Annotated in this window: 18 protein-coding genes; 8 read left to right on the forward strand and 10 right to left on the reverse strand. The window is 65.9% G+C overall.

Annotated features, from left to right (window positions below; translation table 11 throughout):
- The first annotated feature begins 159 nt into the window (after window positions 1-159).
- On the forward strand, window positions 160-1,323 hold the full coding sequence (locus tag AC19YX_RS23415) for an acetyltransferase domain-containing protein (protein WP_500607150.1): 1,164 nt from the start codon (window positions 160-162) through the stop codon (window positions 1,321-1,323).
- Window positions 1,324-1,542: 219 nt separating this feature from the next.
- The gene (locus tag AC19YX_RS23420; protein WP_078469067.1) at window positions 1,543-2,721 is read left to right on the forward strand and encodes a sugar transporter; all 1,179 of its coding nucleotides are present in this window, start codon (window positions 1,543-1,545) and stop codon (window positions 2,719-2,721) included.
- 13 nt (window positions 2,722-2,734) lie between these two features.
- On the opposite strand, the gene AC19YX_RS23425 is transcribed toward AC19YX_RS23420, so the two are convergent.
- From AC19YX_RS23425 to AC19YX_RS23450, 6 genes are read right to left on the reverse strand one after another with little or no spacing between them, the layout of a single operon-like run.
- On the reverse strand, window positions 2,735-3,697 hold the full coding sequence (locus AC19YX_RS23425) for a fatty acid desaturase family protein (RefSeq protein WP_421546611.1): 963 nt from the start codon (window positions 3,695-3,697) through the stop codon (window positions 2,735-2,737).
- Complete coding sequence (locus AC19YX_RS23430) at window positions 3,684-4,316, reverse strand: phosphatase PAP2 family protein (protein WP_500607151.1); 633 nt, start codon at window positions 4,314-4,316, stop codon at window positions 3,684-3,686. The genes AC19YX_RS23425 and AC19YX_RS23430 overlap by 14 nt, the downstream gene beginning before the upstream one ends.
- A gap of 10 nt (window positions 4,317-4,326) precedes the next feature.
- Entirely contained in the window at window positions 4,327-5,418 is a 1,092-nt protein-coding gene (locus tag AC19YX_RS23435) for a glycosyltransferase family protein (protein WP_078469070.1), read from the reverse strand.
- A complete protein-coding gene (locus AC19YX_RS23440; RefSeq protein WP_078469071.1) occupies window positions 5,415-6,158 on the reverse strand; it encodes a hypothetical protein in 744 nt (247 codons plus the stop codon). Before AC19YX_RS23440 ends, AC19YX_RS23435 begins: the two co-directional genes overlap by 4 nt.
- Window positions 6,155-7,180 carry a hypothetical protein gene (locus AC19YX_RS23445; protein WP_500607152.1) on the reverse strand — a complete coding sequence of 342 codons (1,026 nt, stop codon included), beginning with the start codon at window positions 7,178-7,180 and terminating at the stop codon, window positions 6,155-6,157. The genes AC19YX_RS23440 and AC19YX_RS23445 overlap by 4 nt, the downstream gene beginning before the upstream one ends.
- Window positions 7,181-7,233: 53 nt before the next feature.
- Entirely contained in the window at window positions 7,234-8,295 is a 1,062-nt protein-coding gene (locus AC19YX_RS23450) for a glycosyltransferase family 2 protein (protein ID WP_500607178.1), read from the reverse strand.
- A 165-nt stretch (window positions 8,296-8,460) separates the two neighbouring features.
- Here AC19YX_RS23450 and AC19YX_RS23455 point away from each other — a divergent pair, with 165 nt between their 5' ends.
- The 4 genes from AC19YX_RS23455 (at window position 8,461) to AC19YX_RS23470 (ending at window position 10,370) form a co-directional block, all read left to right on the forward strand.
- Window positions 8,461-8,931, forward strand: a complete 471-nt coding sequence (locus AC19YX_RS23455) for an SUKH-3 domain-containing protein (RefSeq protein ID WP_078469074.1) — start codon at window positions 8,461-8,463, stop codon at window positions 8,929-8,931.
- A 49-nt stretch (window positions 8,932-8,980) separates the two neighbouring features.
- Window positions 8,981-9,124: a hypothetical protein gene (locus AC19YX_RS23460; protein WP_421546617.1), complete on the forward strand. Its 144-nt coding sequence runs from the start codon at window positions 8,981-8,983 to the stop codon at window positions 9,122-9,124.
- A gap of 77 nt (window positions 9,125-9,201) precedes the next feature.
- Window positions 9,202-9,633 (forward strand): HhH-GDP family DNA glycosylase, encoded by a 432-nt coding sequence (locus tag AC19YX_RS23465; RefSeq protein ID WP_421546618.1) that lies wholly within the window; start codon window positions 9,202-9,204, stop codon window positions 9,631-9,633.
- Window positions 9,630-10,370 (forward strand): DUF72 domain-containing protein, encoded by a 741-nt coding sequence (locus tag AC19YX_RS23470; protein WP_421546619.1) that lies wholly within the window; start codon window positions 9,630-9,632, stop codon window positions 10,368-10,370. Before AC19YX_RS23465 ends, AC19YX_RS23470 begins: the two co-directional genes overlap by 4 nt.
- On the opposite strand, the gene AC19YX_RS23475 is transcribed toward AC19YX_RS23470, so the two are convergent.
- Complete coding sequence (locus AC19YX_RS23475; RefSeq protein WP_078469151.1) at window positions 10,367-11,251, reverse strand: LysR family transcriptional regulator; 885 nt, start codon at window positions 11,249-11,251, stop codon at window positions 10,367-10,369. The genes AC19YX_RS23470 and AC19YX_RS23475 overlap by 4 nt on opposite strands.
- Window positions 11,252-11,402: 151 nt before the next feature.
- Between AC19YX_RS23475 and AC19YX_RS23480 the strand changes: the two genes are divergently transcribed.
- Together AC19YX_RS23480 and AC19YX_RS23485 are read left to right on the forward strand one after the other, a co-directional pair.
- The gene (locus AC19YX_RS23480) at window positions 11,403-12,176 is read left to right on the forward strand and encodes an SDR family NAD(P)-dependent oxidoreductase (protein WP_201131205.1); all 774 of its coding nucleotides are present in this window, start codon (window positions 11,403-11,405) and stop codon (window positions 12,174-12,176) included.
- A 43-nt stretch (window positions 12,177-12,219) separates the two neighbouring features.
- A complete protein-coding gene (locus AC19YX_RS23485; RefSeq protein WP_078469078.1) occupies window positions 12,220-13,512 on the forward strand; it encodes an MFS transporter in 1,293 nt (430 codons plus the stop codon).
- A 46-nt stretch (window positions 13,513-13,558) separates the two neighbouring features.
- Here the strand turns inward: AC19YX_RS23485 and AC19YX_RS23490 are convergent, their stop codons facing one another.
- The 3 genes from AC19YX_RS23490 to AC19YX_RS23500 are packed head-to-tail and all read right to left on the reverse strand — an operon-like array spanning window position 13,559 to window position 16,568.
- On the reverse strand, window positions 13,559-14,530 hold the full coding sequence (locus tag AC19YX_RS23490; RefSeq protein ID WP_078469079.1) for an aliphatic sulfonate ABC transporter substrate-binding protein: 972 nt from the start codon (window positions 14,528-14,530) through the stop codon (window positions 13,559-13,561).
- Window positions 14,527-15,423: an ABC transporter substrate-binding protein gene (locus tag AC19YX_RS23495; protein WP_500607153.1), complete on the reverse strand. Its 897-nt coding sequence runs from the start codon at window positions 15,421-15,423 to the stop codon at window positions 14,527-14,529. The genes AC19YX_RS23490 and AC19YX_RS23495 overlap by 4 nt, the downstream gene beginning before the upstream one ends.
- Window positions 15,420-16,568: an LLM class flavin-dependent oxidoreductase gene (locus tag AC19YX_RS23500; RefSeq protein ID WP_500607154.1), complete on the reverse strand. Its 1,149-nt coding sequence runs from the start codon at window positions 16,566-16,568 to the stop codon at window positions 15,420-15,422. Before AC19YX_RS23500 ends, AC19YX_RS23495 begins: the two co-directional genes overlap by 4 nt.
- Window positions 16,569-16,597 lie beyond the last annotated feature (29 nt).

Consider the following 16,597-nt stretch of genomic DNA (forward strand, 5'->3'; position numbering starts at 1 on the left):
GGTTGCGCCAACCCGGCGCAACGGGAGCAGGCTGCCTCCTTTCAGGGATTTTCCACGAGGATGTTTTCGCGAATAACCACAATGTTATAAGATAACCACAAATCCGGTTCTGCGCTGCGTCCAAGGCAGAACCTTCAACCCCTGCGTTGCGAAAACTCCATGCCTGAAACTGTTGTTCGTCCTACCGTTGCCGGTCGCCTGCTCTCCATCGATGCGTTGCGGGGGCTGGTGATTGTGTTCATGTTGCTGGACCACGTGCGTGAAACCTTTTTCCTGCATCGCCAGGTCACGGATCCCATGGATGTCGCTGGCACCGAGCCGGCCTTGTTCTTCAGCCGGACCCTGGCCCATTTGTGCGCCCCGGTGTTTGTCCTGCTGACCGGCTTGTCGGCCTATCTGTTTGGCGAGAAGTACGCCGGCAAGGCTGACGTTTGTGCCTTCCTGTTCAAGCGCGGGCTGTTCCTGGTGCTGCTGGAAATGACCCTGGTGAACTTCGCCTGGACCTTCCAGGTGCCGCCGACGGTGATCTACCTGCAGGTGATCTGGGCCATCGGCCTGAGCATGCTTGCGTTGTCGGCCATGGTCTGGCTGCCACGGCCGCTGCTGTTGCTGCTGAGCCTGGCGATCATCGCCGGGCACAACCTGCTGGACGGCCTGCACTTTGCGCCGGAGTCGGCCTTGCACCTGCCGTGGGCGGTGTTGCATGACCGCGGCTGGATCGAGTTTTCCGAAACCCTGCGCCTGCGCACCTCGTACCCGGTGCTGCCGTGGATCGGCGTGATCGGCCTGGGTTACGCCCTCGGACCCTGGTTCGGCAGGGCGGCGGATGCTGCGCTGCGCCAGCGCAGCCTGCTGGTGGCGGGGCTGGCCGGGCTGGTGGGGTTTGGGGCGCTGCGCCTGCTCAATGGTTATGGCGAAAAGCCGTGGGCGGTGGGGGAGACCTGGTTGCAGACCCTGATGAGTTTTTTCAACATCACCAAGTACCCGCCGTCGCTGCTGTTTATCAGCCTGACCCTGAGCCTCGGCCTGTTGCTGCTGTTGTGGCTTGAGCGCCGCCAGGGCAGTCGCTGGCTCCTGCCGCTGACGGTGTTCGGTTCGGCGCCGATGTTTTTCTACCTGCTGCACCTGTATGTGCTGAAGGTCCTGTACCTGGTGGCCGTGGCCTGTTTCGGCCTGAATCAGGGCCGCTACTTCGGCTTCGATTCGGTGTGGGCGGTATGGCTGGTGGCGGGGTTGCTGGCCCTGGCCTTGTACCCGCCGGTGCGCTGGTTTTCCGCGCTCAAGGCGCGGCGTCGGGACATTGCCTGGCTCAAGTATTTTTAAGCCTCGGGCGGACCCCGTCCGGATCTATTGAAGGTCAATGTCAGTGCCGGGCCGCAGGCGGCTGGCTTGAAAATCCGTTCGATGAGTGCAAACAGGCATCGCACAAGCCTATAGAATGCATCCCCTGCGGGTGCCGTTCGCCAGGATGCGCCGCCTTGCCCGCAGCCTTGGGTCCAGCCTGGACCTGTTTGATCATCGATTGAGTACTACGACCTTTACATGAGCAATTCTGCGGCTACACCTCAGGCTACTTGGCAGCCGGTCATCGCTCTGGCGCTGGCGGCCTTTGTATTCAATACCACCGAGTTCGTGCCGGTGGGGCTGTTGAGTTCGATCGGCAGCAGCTTCGACCTGTCCACCGCACGGGTCGGGCTGATGCTGACGATTTATGCCTGGGTAGTGTCCCTGACGTCACTGCCGGTGATGCTGCTGACGCGCAACGTCGAGCGCCGCAAGCTGTTGCTGGTGCTGTTCGGGATGTTTATCGCCAGCCATATTGTGTCCAGCCTCGCCACCAGCTTCGGCATGTTGCTGGTCAGCCGGATCGGCGTGGCGCTGTCCCATGCCCTGTTCTGGTCCATTACCGCCTCCCTGGCCGTGCGCCTGGCGCCGGAGGGCAAGCAGGTGCAGGCTTTGGGGCTGCTGGCCACTGGCACGTCTCTGGCCATGGTGCTGGGCATTCCCCTGGGCCGGCTGCTGGGCGAGGCCATGGGCTGGCGCACCACCTTTCTGGTGATCGCCGGGTTTGCTGCGCTGCTGGTGTTGTGGCTGACCCGGGCCTTGCCGCTGTTGCCGAGCCAGAACTCGGGCTCCCTGCGCAGCCTGCCGCTGCTGTTCAAGCGCCCGGCGCTGGTGGCCGTGTATGTGCTGACGGCGCTGGTGGTGACCGCGCAGTTCACCGCCTACAGCTACATCGAACCCTTCGTGCAGGAAGTGGCTGGCCTCAGCGGTGAGGTGGTGACCCTGATCCTGCTGCTGTTTGGCGGTGCCGGGATCCTGGGGTCGCTGTGCTTCAGCTGGTTTCACCGCTACGGCCCGCAGCGCTTCCTGATGACCGCCGTGACCTTGCTCACCCTGTGCCTGCTGCTGTTGTGGCCGGCCAGCGCCGGGGTCGAGTACCTGGGGATCCTCAGTGTGGTCTGGGGTATGGCGATCATGGGGTTTGGCCTGGCCCTGCAATCCAAGGTGCTGGTGCTGGCGCCGGATGCCACCGATGTGGCGATGGCGATGTTTTCCGGCATCTACAACATCGGCATTGGCGGCGGCGCACTGCTGGGCAGTTGGGTCGGCGGTCAGCTCGGTTTCGCCTACATAGGGCTGGGCGGTGGATCTCTGGCGGCCCTGGCCCTGCTGTTTTACGGGGTGGCCATGCACCGCCTCGCTCGCTCGGCGGGCTGATTTGCCCGGGGCGTCAGGCCGGCGATTTCGCTGTCGGGTAGCTGACGTCCCGCAAGACCCCGATGTAGCCGTTATAGAGATTGCGGCTCGGCACCAACTGTTGCGCGACCAATTGCCGATGCACCCGCTGCAGGTGGTAGAAGGGCAGCCGCACATAGAGGTGGTGCTCGATGTGGTAGTGGATGCCATGGGGGCCGAAGATAAAGGTCTGCCAGTTCGGCCGTACAATACTGCGCGCGTTCTGGCTCTGATCGTCGCAGGCGGGCAGGCCGGCATGTTCCATGATCGCCCGCACCCGGCCCATCAGCGGCAGCAGGGTAATGGCTGGCAGCAACCACAAGCCCAAGTAGAGCCAGGGGTGTCCCGCCCAGGCCAGCAGGCCGAACAACAGCCCATTGCCGAGCAGCATGGAACAGACTTCCGAGAGCACTTGCCGCGGCGACTTGTCGACCTTGGGCATGATCGCGCGGTAGTCGCCCCGGGCGAACCTGAAGGCGCTGATGACGTAACCCACCCCGCATAGATCCGCCAGCAGCCGCGTCGCCAGCTTGCCCCGTGGCAGTGGGTAGTCCCCCAGGCCAAACACCGCGACCACCGGGTCGTCATGCTGCATGGGGTCGAGGTGATGCTTGAGGTGCCCGGCGCGGTAGGTCTGCATCGAAATAAACAGCGGGCCGGCGGCGCACCATTGGCCGAGCAGGTCGTTGAGCTTCTGACGCGGCAACAGCACGCCATGGGCGCTCTCATGCATGATCACCGCCAGCGCCAACTGGCTGCGGGCGATGAGCAGCGCCGCCAGCAGGTAGGTCACGGGGTGCGGCCAGAAGATGGCGCCAGCGAAGGCCGCAGCGATCAGGCCCCAGTCGGCCAGCAGCGCCAACAGGCTGATCCAGGGCTTGAGCGCAAACAGCTCGGCGGCCGGCGCAAAGGCATTCAGCGCCGGGTTGTTGCCGGCACGGGAGTTAGACGGGGACACGGGCGTTGCTTCCTTGTCGTTGGGTGGCCAGGGCACAGGTCAGGGCCAGCAGTACACCGCCGGCGACATCGACCAGCGTGTGTTGCTTGAGGGTCAGGGTCGACAGGCAGATCAGCAGCCCGACGCCTGCGGTGAGCCAGCGCCGGGGGTGATCCCAGAGCGCCCGGCAGGCGAGGCCAGTCACTGCCACGTGCAGGCTGGGGCAGCCATTGGACGCCAGGTCCAGCTGCCACATCCGGCTCAGACGCTGTTGCAGAAAAGCATTGTCGAGTGCGCCGATATCGGGCCGTGGCACGAACTCGGGGAACAGCCAGAAGCACAGCAGGGCGACCACGAACGCCAGCCCGGTGGCGCTGCGCAAGCGCCTGAAGCCGTCGGCGCTGGTGTAGGCCGCCGCCAGCACCACAAACGGGAAAAACAGCACATACAGCCACCACGAATGAGGGATGAACGGGATCAGCTCATCCAGCGGCGTGACCCAGTTGTAGCGCGGGGTAATGCTGTGCTCCAGGGCGATGAAAACCCCCAGGCCCAGCAGCAGGCCGAGCAACGCCAGCAGCGCCTGGCGATAGTCCGGGACCGGGTGCGGCAAGGGGCGCTGGGGGGAGGGCTGGCGCATTGCAGAGGACTCAGAGGCTGAGCAGGCGGCTGACCCAGGCGTCGATCCGCGCCTGGGCGCGCTCCGGGCCTGCCGCGCTTGCCGGGCTCGGCGCCGCGGCGGCCAGTTGCGTCGCTGCCTGAGTCACCTGGCGCTGGAAGTCGGCCCCATCGCCGCGCCAGGTCACCACTCGGTGCAGCACCTGCAACTGGGCGGCGCGGGCCGCATTGGTGGCTTGTTCGGGCTGGTCGCTGAGGACCAGGATGATCGGCCGCTGGTAGACCAGGGCAATCGACAGTGCGGCCATGCCCGGTGCCGACACCATCAATTGCGCCTGCGCCGCACGGCTGGCCCAGTCCGGGTCCACCGCCAGCCAGCCGTCGCGCCCGGCATAACCCTCACCTACCCGGTGCGCATCGAGGCCCGCAGCCGCCAGGCCCGCGCTCAAGGCGTCGGCCAGGGCCGGCTCGCTGAAATGCGGGTTGAGGTACACCGCCGCACCGTCGCAGGGTTCGGCGGGCAATGGGTTTGCCAGGGCCACCGGGGTCGGCAGGCAATACAGGGCCGGGGCCTGGGTGTCGTCGATGTCGTAGGCGAAGTCATGTTCGATCGAGGCACGCGCCGCGTCGATCTGGCGCCCGACAATCCAGCCGAACAGGCGCCCGAACTGGCGTGGCCACATGCCCTCGAAATTGTTGATCAGGGCGACCTTGAGGCTCGCCCCGTACACATGCACCACCTTGCGCCGCCAGCCGGGCAGCATGCCCATGTACAGCAGCGCCGGGTGGAAGGAGTCGTTGATCACCAGGTCTGCGTGCTGCAGCCGCCGACGCAGGCGGCCGATATCGCGCAGCATGCGGGCGGGGCGGAACAGATAATGGGCGACATTGCGGTTGGTGGCCTTGCGCAGCATGTTCTGCTCGCTGTCGAACTGCACCGCGTAGTGCTCGGACAGGATCTCGGACTCGACGCCAAAGCGCTGCAGGAAGCGCTGCCCTTGTTCAGAGGTGGTCAGTACATCGACCTGGGCCCCGGCCTGGCGCAGGGCATGCACCAGCAGTTGCGCGCGCATCAGGTGGCCGCGGGCGTCGGCAGTCGCCAGGTACAGAATGCGTGAACTCATCGGGCATGGCCGCCTGTGCTGCGCAAGCCGCCAAACACCCAGCCGGCGATGTACATCGCCAGCGCGCCGGTCACGCCAAAACGGGCGTCGACGGCACGAATCTCTTTCAGCAAGCGCGCCAGATGCGGCAGCTCCCGGGGCGCGACGATGCGGCGCAGGGTGTTCTCGCACAGGCGCACATGGCCTTTTTCATCGGCGAGCACGCGAGACAACAGCGGGTACAGGCCGTGTTCGGCACCAATCACCCCACAGTGACGGCCCAGCACGCGCTCGGCCATCTGCTCGGCGCAGAGCCCGGTGGCATAGGCGGGCACCAGCAGGCCGTGTTCGAAATGCCCGGCGTACTCATGGGCCAGACGTTGCCAGCGCTGGATCTTGCGCCGGCTGAGCCAGTCCGGTTCGAGGCGTGTGGCGCCGTCGTCGCCGACCGCGCGCAAGGCCTCGGTGAACAGCGTCACGTGCCGGCGTTCATCGGCCAGGTGCTGTTCGACCTGGCGTTCGAGCCAGGGCGGCGATTGCGGCATCAATTCGTCGAGCAGCGCGCGTTCCGTGGCGTCTTCGCCGGCCAGGTACATGCGCAGCAGCAGGCGCTCGCCACGAGGGCTGCGGTGCAGGCGCGACAGGGCTGCGCGCTTGATGCGGTCCACCAGACGCGCTTGCAGCGCGCCCAGACCCTCGGGGCTGGGCGTGGCCAGGCAACTGAAGTCAGCGGCGTCGGCGCTGTGTTCGAGCACATTCATTGGGCGGGCTGCGGCGCGCCGCCGCTGGCCACCGAAGTCACAACCTGTGGGCTGCGGTGCCACGCCAGGATCAGGCCGATAAAGCTGTCGCGCATAAAGGCAGCACCTGAGGCGGCTGCCTCGGGAAAGCTTTCTTCAACACCGTTGTAACGCAGGTAACCCTTGCCGTTGATGGCGCCCAGTTCCAGGGTGTCGCGCTTGTTGAACCCGCGCTGGCGCACGTCCTTGAGCAGCGGGCTGTCTTCCAGGCCGAACACGAACAGTTGGCGCTGCACCACCCAGTCCGGGATCTGGCCGCTCAGGGCCTGCAACTTGAGGTTCCAGGTGCCGCTCGCCAGCAGTGGGTTCAATTCGGCGCTGTTCGGTTGGTCCGAGGTAAAGCTGGCGCGCATCAGGGACTTGGAGACGCGACCGACGCCGAGGGCGATGGTGATGTCATCGGCGGCCGGGTTCTTGGCGTCGCTGGGGCGTACGGCGACGAAGTAACTGGCGACACGAGCGGCCAGCGACGGCTGGGCCAAGACCTTGCGGGCCTGCTCGGCAGTGAACAGTACGCGTTCGCTGCTGCCCTCGCGGACGCTGATCTGGTACGGATCGAGTTCGATCGCGCTGAACTTGCCGCGCACCGGGGAGTGCACGTAGGTGTCGGACTTCCACACCTGGCCCGTGCGCCGCAGCAGCACATGCAGGCTCAGGGGTACGCGCTGGCCATCGGCGGCCAGGCCGCTGCCGTGCAGCAACACATCGCCGATCACGGTCTTGCTGTCGTGCTTGGCGTCGGCGGCAATCACGATGGCGTGGGTCTGGGCGTCGACGCTGGCGCGGGCGTCGGCCACGTCCAGGGCGATGCGGTTGCAGCTGTTGTCAACGCTGCTGGCGGTGGCGCAGCCGGTGCCGGAGGCGAAGTGGAACACCCCGCGCCCGCTGAACTCGGAGGGCGCGGCCTGGGCCTGGCCGCTCAGTGTTAGCAGTGCCAGGCACGCCAGGGAATAGCCGAGTGACGCAATCGAATGGGGTTTCATGCTGACTTCCTGTGGGCACTTGATGGGCGGCGACAAAGGGGGAGGGATGGGGATCAATCCAGGTTGCGGTGGTAAGACAGCGCTTCACTGTGACGGGCACTGGCGCGACCCACCGAGACGCCGCAGCCACGGATCACCGCGCCGGCGGTGTCCAGCAGCGACATGCCGATCACGACGGCCATCGCCGCCAGGCGCCGTACGCCGTGCACGGGCGGCAGGTCCTGGTGATTCAGCGCTCGCAGGCTGTAGCCCAGGCGACCGGCCATCACGCACAAGGGGCCGATCGGCCCGCTGCGTCCCAGCCATTGCAGCCAGCTCGGCATATAGGCGCGTACCAGGTAGGGGGTGAGGTCGACGCTGTCGCCGCCCCGTAGCCAGCGCAGCTTGATCACTTCGCCCTGGCTGTCGGGCAGGCGGTGTTCGGTATGCGCCCGCGGCGCATAAGCCACCGCCACGCCTGCGGCCTGCATGCGCAAGCCCATGACCTGGCAGTGGGCGCGGTACACGCCATCGAGAGGCTCGTAGCGGTGCTGCTCGAAAGTGTCACAGCGAAAGGCCACGTTGTTGGCGTAGAAATTACGCGTGGCGCCGCTGCGCAGCGGGCTGGGGAAGTACATGAAGTCGATGGAGGTCAGTGCGCTGCCGGTGATGCTCGGCGCGTAACTGGTGCGCCCGGCCACCGCGACCGGTGCGTCAGGCGCGGTGAAGGGCAGAAGCAATTGTTGCAGCCAGTCGACGCAGGGCAGGCAATCGGCATCGGCGAACACCACGTACTGGCAGCGCGCCTGGTCGACACCGTCGAAGCCGACATTCTTCGCGTCGTAGTAGCCGGTGCGGGCATCGATCTCGACGAAGTCCAGGGGCCGTCCGGCCAGGACGCACAGCGCCTGGCGCGCCTGCGGGTCGAGGCCGTCGTGGGTGATGACCCACTGCGCCAGGGACAAGGGGGAGACACTCTGCTGGGCAAACCGGGCGATCAGGCGCTTGAGGCTGTTCAGGGCCTCCACGGCGTCTTTGCCACCGCGCAGGTTGTTGGTTTCCAGGACCAGGGCGGTCGTGGCGGCGATGTCGGCCAGGCGTTGCTGCATGCCGTCGCCGTGGGGCGGCGTCGACATCCCGGCTGTCGTTTCTTGGCTATCCATTTCGGGCGTATCTCTGAAAAAAGCGGGGCTGCCGGCCGGCCTGATATGCAGTCGTTCCAGCAACTCGGGGTGTCGCGGGCGCAATCACAGCATTATCCTTGAAAATATTCAAACACTGACTGTGACCGGACATTGCCCATGCCCCCGCCGATCGACCTTCCCGAGACCCTTCGCCCCTTGTTCGTGGCCGCGGGCTGGCCGGCCACCCACACTGAACCGCTGCCGGATTTCGTTCCGCCCTGGCACCCGGCCACAGCCCTGCTCCAACAGCTCGCCGGCCTGCAGGTGGGCACCTGTGACACAGGCGAAGAGTGCGCCACCAGCGATGTCGTCTTTGGCACCTTCGAGCACCTGCATGGGGACGAAGACTTTCTGGCCTGGCAACAACGCCTGGGCAGCACCCTGGTCAGCATCGCCGAAGTCCATCACGGCCACGGCGCGCTGTTGATGGACGAACAGGGCCGCTGCTACGTCTTGAGCATCATTCATGACGGGTTCTGGCTGCAGGGCCGGACCTTTGCCCAGGCCGTTGAAACCCTAGTGTTCGGGCGCAAGGCCGGTGCGCAGGTGGCGCTGGCCACCCCCGGCGCCGTGCCCGCCATTCCTTGAACCCCGAGCACTGAGAGGCGACGGCCCATGGCACGGTGCAGGCCGTGGCATGGGCGTGCCGTTCCTGATGGCCGAGTCGGAGATGTTCGCCAGTGTGCCCATGGCGGTCGGCCGGAGGGTTTATCACCACCCGGCCAACCGCTGGCTGGGGGCCTTCATCCGCTTGCCGGGGGATTTTGCGCCCCTGGAGTGAAGGCTGCATTCCGGTGGAACCCCGGTGCGCGCGGCGGGTTCTGACCTAGTACCTGCCAGAACAAAAGGGATGCACCTATGGGCCGCGCGATCAGTGCCAGTGACCTGGGTATCGACTTGCAGCCGGGGGCTGAACCGGCGTTGTTCTGCTGGTTGATCGCCAGCTTCCTGATGGGCAAGCGCATCCAGGCCGATATCGCAGCCCGGGCCTACCGGGTGATCGTGCAGCAGCATGGGCGCGATACCCCGCGCAAACTGGCCGCGTGCAGCCATCGCGAGCTGGTGCGGATGCTCGGCGAGGCGCATTACGTACGCTATGACGAAAGCACCGCGCAGCGCCTATCGAGTCTGTGTCAGGCGTTGCTCGATGAGTATGCGGGCCAGGTCGGCGAGATCCGGGCCGCCAGCCTCGACCGCAAGGCCTTCGAGCAGCGGCTGCTGGCGTTTGCCGGGGTCGGACCGAAGACCGTCGAGATCTTTATGCGCGATGCCGCTGCGGTGCTCTTTTGAACGCCCCGATCGCCAGGCCGGCGCTGGCAATCGGCTGCGCCGGGTGGAGCCTGCCCCGTGAGCATTGGCCGCGCTTTCCCACCCAGGGCAGTCAGTTGCAGCGCTATGCCACGCAGCTTTCGGCGGTGGAGATCAACAGCTCGTTCTACCGCCCCCATCGTCCGCAAACCTACCTGCGCTGGGGGCAGTCAGTGACGCCGGGGTTTGCCTTCTCGGTCAAGCTGGCGAAGCAGATAACCCATGTGCAGCGCTTGCAGGCCTGTGACGGGCTGCTCGACGAATTCCTCGGCCAGTGCCTGCAATTGGGGGCCGCCATGGGCTGCCTGCTGGTGCAATTGCCGCCATCCCTGAGTTACGACGAGGCCACGGCCCGAGGGTTTTTCGAGGCCTTGCGCCAGCGCTATGCCGGGCCGGTGGCGCTGGAGCCGCGCCATGCCAGCTGGCTTCACGCCCAGGCCTTGCTGGTTGAATTGCAGATCGCCCAGGTCGCGGCCGACCCGTCGCCGATTGCCGGCGGTGATCAGCCCCGGGGCTGGTCGGGCCTGCAGTATTGGCGCTGGCATGGCTCGCCGCGGATCTATCACAGTGCCTACTCCCACAGCCGCTTGCAGGCACTGGCGGATGAGGTGCGGCGCGCACGTGCGGCGCAGATCCCGACCTGGTGCATCTTCGACAACACGGCCAGCGGCCATGCCGTCGAGGATGCCTTGACCCTGCAACAGCTGGTGCAGGCCTAGGCAGTGAACAGCAACTCCTGCAGCAGGCTGAACACCGTGGTTTTGACTGCGCTGTCGAGGTCGACCCAGGCCAGGCCGGTGGTGGCGCGGTAGCTGCCCAGGTCCAGGGGTCTGGCAATGACATTGGCCGGCAGCGCACGCCCGGCGTTGGCTGGCAGCAGGCCGACCCCAAGCCCGGCCGACACCAGGGCCAGCATGGTGGTGAATTCGCCCAGCTCCGAGGCGATTTGCAACTGCGCGCCCTGGCGCTCCAGCGCCTGCAGCAGCCCATCGTAAAACCCTGGCGCGTAACGCCGGGCCAGGATCAGCAGCGGTAGCTGCACCAGGTCCGTGGGGTGCAGGCTGCTACTGGAGGCCAGGGGATGGTCACCGGGCAGGGCGACGATAAAACTTTCCTGCAGCACCTCACGGGTCTGGATCCCGGGGATGATCGCTGGCAAGCGCATCAGGCCGAAATCCAGTTGGGCATTTTTCAGCGCCGTGGCCTGGTCCGGGCCGGGCATGTCCTTGAGCTCCAGTTCGATCCGCGGGAAGCGCTCATGCAGAGTCCGGATCAGGTCAGGCAGCAGTTGGGGCAGCACTGAGGAAATAAACCCCAGGCGCACCCGGCCGATTTCCCCCCGCCCGGAGGCCCGGGCCACGTCGGCGGCATGGGCGGCCTGGTGCAGGGTGGCGCGCGCCTCGGGCAGGAAGATCGTACCGACCTGAGTCAGCGCCACCGAGTGTCGGTTGCGCTCGAACAGACGCACCCCCAGCTCTTCTTCCAGCAGCTTGATCTGCATGCTCAGTGCCGGCTGCACGATGGACAGGCGCTGGGCCGCGCGACCGAAGTGCAGCTCCTGGGCCAGGGTCACGAAGGCGCGCAAATGTTTGATTTCCACGGGGTGGCTCCGGGGCTGGGTGGGGTCTGGGATGGTGATCATAGATTTTGATGACTAGATCAGCAATGACGATTGGACGTTGTCCGTGCCCTGGGGTGAACTGGCGCCCAAGGCCTGCAGCACAATAAACGGCCGCTTTACGGAGAACAGCATGTCATTCAGCACCAGCAGCTTCCTGCTTGAAGGCCGCACGGCCCTGATCACCGGTTCCGGCAAGGGCATCGGCCTGGAGCTGGCCCGGGGCCTGGGCGCCGCCGGCGCCAGGGTGGTGATCAACGATCGCAATAGAGACAAGGCTGAGTCTATTGCCAGTCTGTTGCGCGACGAAGGGCTTGAGGTCGAGATCGCGGTATTCGACGTCACCGACCGCGCGCAGTTGTTCGAGGCCATCGACGCTTTCGAGGCGCAGTACGGGGCCATCGATATCCTGGTCAACAACGCCGGGATCCAGCGTCGCGCGCCGCTGGAGGATTTCGCTGCCAATGACTGGCACGAGCTGATGCGGGTCAATCTCGACGGCGTGTTCCATGTCTCCCAGGCGGTGGCGCGGCATATGATCGGTCGCGGTCGCGGCAAGATCATCAATATCTGCTCCGTGCAAAGCGAACTGGCGCGCCCGACCATCGCCCCTTACGCCGCGTCCAAGGGCGCGGTGAAGATGCTGACCAAGGGCATGTGCGCCGAATGGGCACGCCACGGGATCCAGGCCAATGGCCTAGCGCCGGGCTACTTCGCGACCCAGATGAACCAGGCGCTGGTGGACAACCAGGCGTTTTCCCAATGGCTGTGCCAACGCACGCCGGCCGGGCGCTGGGGGCGGGTCGAGGAGCTGTGCGGCACCGCGGTGTTCCTGGCATCCGCGGCGTCGGACTTCATCAACGGACAAACCATCTTTGTCGACGGCGGCCTGACCAGCGTCGTGTGAAACCGTACTGCGTACCTGAAAAAAACAACAACAGGGGACACCCATGAGCACACTCAAATCCCGGTCACTGCCGCTGCCGGCCATTAGCGGCGAGGCGTCCACGGCCTTCGCGCCGAAACGCTGGCTGTACCTGATTCCACTGATTTTCATCACCTACAGCCTGGCCTACCTGGATCGGGCCAACTACGGCTTCGCCAGCGCCGTGGGCATCGAGCAGGACCTGGGCATCAGCAAGAGCACGTCGTCGCTGATCGGCGCGCTGTTTTTCCTCGGCTACTTTTTCTTCCAGGTGCCGGGGGCCATCTACGCGCAGAAATACAGCGTACGCAAACTGGTGTTCTGCAGCCTGATCCTGTGGGGCGTCTGCGCCATGGCCACCGGGCTGGTGACCAATATCCCGATGCTGATGGTGATCCGCGTCTCCCTGGGTATCGTTGAAGCCGCGGTAATGCCGGCGATGCTGATCTTCATCAGCAACTGGTTCACCCGCAAAGAACGCTCCCGGGCCAATACCTTTCTGGTGCTGGGCAACCCGGTCACCGTGCTCTGGATGTCGGTGCTCTCGGGCTACCTGATCCAGGCCTGGGGCTGGCGTGAAATGTTCATCATCGAAGGTGCTCCGGCGGTGCTCTGGGCCTTTGTCTGGTGGCGCATGGCGCGGGACAAACCGGAACAGGTCGACTGGCTGAGCCGCGAGGAAAAGACGCAACTGGCCGCGACCCTGGCCAGTGAGCAGCAAGGCCTGAAGGCCGTGCGCAACTATCGCCAGGCCTTTACCAGCCCGGTGGTGATCCAGCTGTGCTGTGTGCATGCGTTGTGGAGCATCGGGGTCTACGGCTTCATCATGTGGCTGCCGACCATCATCAAACAGGCGGCGGCCGCCGATATCGTCACCGTCGGCTGGCTGAGCGCGGTGCCCTATGTCGCGGCTGTGGCGGCGATGCTGGTGGTGTCCTGGGCCTCGGACAAATCCCAGCAACGCAAACATTTCATCTGGCCGCTGCTGGCGCTGGGGGCCTTGGCGTTTTTCTGCTCGTACCTGCTGGGCTCGACCCACTTCTGGCTGTCGTTCGCCCTGCTGAGCATTGCCGGCGCGGCGCTGTACGCACCCTACGGGCCCTTTTTCGCGCTGATCCCGGAGATCATCCCGGCCAACGTGTTCGGCGGTGCCATTGGCCTGATCAATGCCTGCGGTGCCCTGGGGGCCTTTATCGGTTCGTGGATCGTCGGCCACCTGATCGGCCTCACCGGCAACCCGGGGGCGGCCTACATCTTCATGACTGTTGGGGTGCTGTCCTCGGCGCTGCTGATGGCCTGGGTCAAGGTCCGGCGCTGACCCCACCACCGGGATAACGGGCGCGCAGCCCGGTATCCCGGTCGGCTTACTCGGCGTTGCCCAGGTCCACCACATGCTCAAGGATCACCGGCTGCTGGCGAATGATCTGCTTGCGCCAGTACCAGTCGGCAATGTGCTGGATCTGCTCCACCTGTTGCGCACCCACTGCCAGCAAGGGCGAGGTGTTGGTCGCGCCCAGTTGCCGAGCGACCTCTTCACCCTGGTTACCCATCTGCCTGGCCCAGATCCGACCCGCTTCCAGAGGGTGCTCGCGGGCCCAGCGGTTGCTGCGTTGCAGCACCTCCAGCACGGCTTTCACCACCTGGGGATGAGCCGCGAGGAAGTCCTGGCGGATAAAGTAGCCGGCGGCGTTCTCCGAACCCAGTTGCTGGCCGTTGATCAGCAGGCGCCCGCCGTAATTGTTTTGCGCCAGGGCCAGGTACGGGTCCCAGGTGGCCCAGGCGTCCACATGCCCGGAGGCAAACGCCGAGCTGCTGTCGGTGGGGCTCAGGTACTGCTTGTGCACGCTGCCTTCATCGATGCCGGCGGTTTCCAGGGCGCGGGACAACAGGTACTCGCCGGTGCCGCCCCGGTTGACCGCGACTGTTTTGCCCGGCAGGTCGGCCAGGCTGTGAATCGGTGCCTGGTCCTTGACCACAATCCCTTCACCATTGGCCGGCATCGGCTGGTAGCCGAACATGCTCATTGGCATGCCCCCGGCAATCGCCGTGACAAAGGCGGTGGAGCTGCCGCTGGTAAGGTCCAGGGAGCCGCCATTGAGGGCTTCATAGGCCGGCGCCGCCGCCGGGAACGGCCCCAGCCAGCGGACCTTGACCGCAAGCCCGGCCAACTCTTTTTCCAGCTCGCCGGTGTCGCGTACCAGGGACAGGTCCGAAGGGCCACGCAGGTAACCGATGCGCAGTTCCAGTGGCTCGGCCTGGGCGTTGGCGCACAGCAGCCAGGCGCTCAGGCCGAGGCTGGCGAACAGCGCTATGGCGCTAGGGCTCGATGCTTTCATGACAGCTCCGTGGACAGTGACAAGTCGCGGCCGAGGCTCGGTGGCAGGGCATTGTTCAGCAGCCCGGCGCTGAACAGCAGGCGGGCCTGCTGGTCCTGCTCGTCAAGGATTGGCTGCCGGGCCGGCTCAATGCCCCAGGGGCGCTGACGCAGGCTGGCGGCCCAGGTGCTGGCGGCAACCTGTTGCGGGTGGCTGCCGGCCAGCAACTCGGCTGCCTGCTCGATATGCCCGGCGATCCAGCGGTCATTCTCGGCCAGGGCCTGGAACACCAACTGCGCCTGCTGCGGCTCGCGCTCGACCCAGGACCGGTTGGCCCAGAACAGCGAGCGATTGGGGATGAAGTCGCCGGCCTGGCCCAGGGCTCGCACCTGGCCGGTCTGCAACTGCTCGCTGAGCAGCGGGTCGAGGGCGGCCCAGGCCTGGACCCGACCTGCCTGCAGCGCGTGCTGGCCTTCGCGCCCGGGCAGGTCCAGCACCTCCACGGCCTGGTAGTCCAGGTGGTGGCTGTGCAGGGCCTGGGCCAGGAAGTGATCGGTGTAGGACCCCACGGTGCTGGCGATGCGGCTGCCCCGCAGTTGGTCGATGCGCTGCAGCGGGCTGTCGGCCAGCACCAGCAAGGCGCTGCTGGTCTGGCGCGAGGCCGAGGCGCCGACGTAGACCAGGTCGACCCCGGCGGCCCGGCTATAGAGCGGCGGTGTCGAGCCGGTGCCGACCCAGTCGACCTGGTCTTGTTGCAGGAGCCTGCCGCTGTCACGGCCTTCGGCGTAATCCAGCCAGTGCACGGTCCAGCCCCGGGCCTCGGCCAGTGCCTCCAGGTGCCGGCGCTGGCGCAGGATAAACAGCGACAGGTTCATCGGATGGCTGCCGATACGCAGGGTGTGGGCGCGGCTCATGAGGGTTGCTCCGCACTGGCGACCGGGCTGTCCCAGAGGTTGCCCCAGGTAAAGCGCTGCTCGGTATCGGCCTCGACTGCCTGGATCGGCAGGCGCGTGACCGGGAGCCGTGGCAGCACCTGTTCGCCGAAGCGGTAGGCCTCTTCGAGCAGGGGGAAGCCGGAGAGGATAAACACCTCGATGCCGGCATCGGCGTATTCCTTCATGACCCGCTCCACGGTGTCCGGGCTGCCGACAATCGCGGTGCCCGGGCCGGGCCGCACCAGGCCGATGCCGGCCCACAGGTTGGGGTAGATCTCCAGGTCGCGGGCGTTCTGTGGCCGGCGTTCGCCGTGCAGCGCGGTCATGCGTGCCTGGCCCACCGAATCGGAATTCTTCGCCAGGGCCTGGCGGTTGGCGATGGCTTGATCGTCCATCCCGGCGTACAGCTCATCCACTGCGGCCCAGGCTTTTTCATCGGTGTCGCGCAGGATCACATACAGCCGGATACCAAAGCGCAGGGTGCGCCCATGGGCCGCCGCACGCTGGCGTACCTGGGCAATTTTCTCGGCGGCCTGGGGCGGGGTTTCGCCCCAGCTCAGGTAGGTGTCGACGTGTTTTGCGGCAATTTCCTGGGCCACCTCGGACGAGCCGCCAAACCACAGCGGCGGCGCATATTGCGGGCCGCCTGGCAGGGCCAGGCGTGCTTCGCGGATATCGAAATACTCGCCCTTGAAGTTCACCGTCTCACCGGCCAGCAGCGGCTTGAGCACGCTCAGGAACTCGTCGCCCAGGGCATAGCGGCCGTCGTGGCTCATGTTCAGGCCGTAGGCGCCCAGGGTGTTGGCGTCACCGCTGACCACATTGAGCAGCAGCCGGCCCTTGGACAGGTGGCTGAAGGTCAGGGCCATCTTGGCCAGCAGGGTGGGCGAGATCAGCCCCGGCTGGATGGCGATCAGAAAGCGGAAATTTTCGGTAAAGGGAATCAGCGATGCCCCGAGAATCCAGGGGTCGTGGGCGCCCGTGGCCAGCAGGGCCCCGGTAAAGCCCAGGTGGTCGACGGCCCGCGCCACTTGTTGCAGGTAGGGGTAGGTCACCGCGCGCGAACCGCTGGCGGTCCAGGGCTGAGGGCCATCGGGGGCGGTCAGGTACCAATAGATTTCCATGTGTTGCTCCTCGATCAATGACGAATGAA

The organism is Pseudomonas sp. MF09150 (assembly GCF_059862355.1).

Excerpts from the sequence above, each read along its gene's own strand:
- AC19YX_RS23415 (WP_500607150.1), top strand. The coding sequence starts at position 160 with ATGCCTGAAACTGTTGTTCGTCCTACCGTTGCCGGTCGCCTGCTCTCC.
- AC19YX_RS23420 (WP_078469067.1), top strand. The coding sequence starts at position 1,543 with ATGAGCAATTCTGCGGCTACACCTCAGGCTACTTGGCAGCCGGTCATC.
- AC19YX_RS23430 (WP_500607151.1), bottom strand. The coding sequence starts at position 4,316 with ATGCGCCAGCCCTCCCCCCAGCGCCCCTTGCCGCACCCGGTCCCGGAC.
- AC19YX_RS23435 (WP_078469070.1), bottom strand. The coding sequence starts at position 5,418 with ATGAGTTCACGCATTCTGTACCTGGCGACTGCCGACGCCCGCGGCCAC.
- AC19YX_RS23440 (WP_078469071.1), bottom strand. The coding sequence starts at position 6,158 with ATGAATGTGCTCGAACACAGCGCCGACGCCGCTGACTTCAGTTGCCTG.
- AC19YX_RS23445 (WP_500607152.1), bottom strand. The coding sequence starts at position 7,180 with ATGAAACCCCATTCGATTGCGTCACTCGGCTATTCCCTGGCGTGCCTG.
- AC19YX_RS23450 (WP_500607178.1), bottom strand. The coding sequence starts at position 8,295 with ATGTCGACGCCGCCCCACGGCGACGGCATGCAGCAACGCCTGGCCGAC.
- AC19YX_RS23455 (WP_078469074.1), top strand. The coding sequence starts at position 8,461 with ATGCCCCCGCCGATCGACCTTCCCGAGACCCTTCGCCCCTTGTTCGTG.
- AC19YX_RS23460 (WP_421546617.1), top strand. The coding sequence starts at position 8,981 with ATGGGCGTGCCGTTCCTGATGGCCGAGTCGGAGATGTTCGCCAGTGTG.
- AC19YX_RS23465 (WP_421546618.1), top strand. The coding sequence starts at position 9,202 with ATGGGCCGCGCGATCAGTGCCAGTGACCTGGGTATCGACTTGCAGCCG.
- AC19YX_RS23480 (WP_201131205.1), top strand. The coding sequence starts at position 11,403 with ATGTCATTCAGCACCAGCAGCTTCCTGCTTGAAGGCCGCACGGCCCTG.
- AC19YX_RS23485 (WP_078469078.1), top strand. The coding sequence starts at position 12,220 with ATGAGCACACTCAAATCCCGGTCACTGCCGCTGCCGGCCATTAGCGGC.
- AC19YX_RS23490 (WP_078469079.1), bottom strand. The coding sequence starts at position 14,530 with ATGAAAGCATCGAGCCCTAGCGCCATAGCGCTGTTCGCCAGCCTCGGC.
- AC19YX_RS23495 (WP_500607153.1), bottom strand. The coding sequence starts at position 15,423 with ATGAGCCGCGCCCACACCCTGCGTATCGGCAGCCATCCGATGAACCTG.
- AC19YX_RS23500 (WP_500607154.1), bottom strand. The coding sequence starts at position 16,568 with ATGGAAATCTATTGGTACCTGACCGCCCCCGATGGCCCTCAGCCCTGG.